The following is a 1,725-nucleotide window of genomic DNA, read 5'->3' as shown; positions in this document are numbered from 1 at the left end:
TTCTTCCTCTATTTTGCGCTGTCGGCCAACCTTTTCTATCTGCCAATGCTGCTGATCGCCGGCTGGGGCCTGAGCACGGCCGAGGTCGGCTTCATCTTCCTGCCCTTGTCGGCATCGATCGCGCTTTTGTCGGGACCTGTCGGCAAGCTGTCGGACCGGATCGGACCGCGTTTTCCGATCGCCTGCGGCAGCCTGGTCGTGGCTTTTGCGTTTGCCGGGCTGGCCTTGCTCACCTACGCCGGCATCCACAATTTCTGGACCGGAACATTCCCGCTGATGGGGCTGATGGGGCTCGGCATGGCTCTGGTCGTGTCGCCCTTGTCGACCGCGATCATGACGGCGGTGGAGGACAAGGACACGGGGGCGGCCTCCGGCATCAACAATGCCGTCTCACGCATCGGCGGTCTGATCGCGGTGGCGGCGATGGGCTCGCTTGCCGCGTGGGTCTACGCGAATGCACTGGACGCGAGCGCAACGTCCGGCATCCCGGGATTTGGTGAACCGGCGCCAGCCGGGCTTGCCCCGGCCATCGATGCGACAAGGCTCGCCGCCAGCGACGCCGCGTTTGCCGCGGTTTCTTCGGTGACCGCGCTGCTTTGCCTGCTTGCGGCTGTTATCGCCTGGACGACCATTCCCGGTGATCGATTGCCATGGCCGCGAAAGGCCGAAGATACGCCAGGCTGAAGCCGATCAACCGTCGATCTTGGCGCTCGCAACCTTCAGCGAATCGCTGTCTTCCTGCTTCAACAGTTCGTCGATGCGTTCGCGTTCGCGCTTGAAGGCGACGAGGTCATCGCCCTTCAGCACCTTGCCGACCGGCAGGCGGACACGCATCGGATCGACCTTGGTGCCGTTGACGATCAGCTCGTAGTGAAGATGCGGGCCGGTGGCGAGGCCGGTTTGGCCGAGGAAGCCGATGGTCTGGCCCTGGCGGACGTGCACGCCCGGTTCGATGCCTTTGGCAAAGGCGCTCTGGTGATTGTATGAGGTTTCGTAGCCATTGGCGTGGCGGATGATGATCTGCTTGCCGTAACCGCCGGCCCAGCCGACCTTCTCGACCGTGCCGTTGCCGGCGGCGATGATCGGCGTGCCGATGGGTGCTGCCCAGTCGACGCCGGTGTGCATGCGGACATAGCCGAGGATCGGATGCCTGCGGGCGCCGAACCCGGAGCGGAATTTCCCGGCGGGCAGGGGATTGCGCAACAGGAACTGCTCGGCGCTCGAACCGTCCTCATCGAAATAGTCGGTGCCGCCGTCCTGCATCTGGAAGCGGTAGAAGTTGCGGGTCTGGCCGCCGAACGTCGCCGAGACGTAGAGAAGCTCGGAGCTGTCCGAGGTCTGATCGTCGCCGTCGGGCTGCGAGAACAGGACTTCGATGCGGTCGGCGGGGCTGAGGCGAGACTGGAAGTCGACATCGGACGCCAGCAGCTTGATCAACCGCTGCGTCATCGCCTTGGACATGCCGTAGGAGTAGGCGGCGCGGTAGATGCCGTCATAGACGTTGGGCAGGTTGCCGCGCACCACCACCGGCGCCGACGAATCATCGAAGGCCGTCAGCAATTCGGGGTTCGGATCCGGTTCCTGCGCCGGCACATACTGGCCGCGATCGTTGAGCGCGATGGTGACGATGTGCTGGGTCCGGTCGTAGACGCTGGTGCGCACGACCTTGGCGGCATCGCCGTGAACCTCGAGGCCGACGCGCAGCACGGTTCCAGCCTTGAGCGC

Annotated in this window: 2 protein-coding genes (1 of these 2 running past the window's edge); one reads left to right on the top strand and one right to left on the bottom strand. The window is 64.6% G+C overall.

Annotated elements, in window-relative coordinates; translation table 11 throughout:
* Positions 1-684, top strand: a 684-nt coding sequence (locus EN949_RS15730) for an MFS transporter (RefSeq protein WP_127371720.1), incomplete at its 5' end; no start/stop codon positions are given.
* 6 nt (positions 685-690) lie between these two features.
* On the opposite strand, the gene EN949_RS15725 is transcribed toward EN949_RS15730, so the two are convergent.
* A protein-coding gene (locus EN949_RS15725; RefSeq protein WP_027163525.1) for a M23 family metallopeptidase crosses the window boundary here: on the bottom strand, positions 691-1,725 show its 3' portion. The gene runs 933 nt beyond the window's last position; 1,035 of the gene's 1,968 nt are visible here — the last part of the coding sequence; its start codon lies beyond the right edge, outside the window; its stop codon occupies positions 691-693.

The organism is Mesorhizobium sp. M7A.F.Ca.US.007.01.2.1 (genome assembly GCF_003998165.1).
In the GTDB taxonomy this organism is placed as follows: domain Bacteria; phylum Pseudomonadota; class Alphaproteobacteria; order Rhizobiales; family Rhizobiaceae; genus Mesorhizobium; species Mesorhizobium ciceri.
The sequence above is the reverse complement of the archived record's forward strand: the minus strand, read 5'-3'. Positions and strand labels throughout refer to the sequence as shown.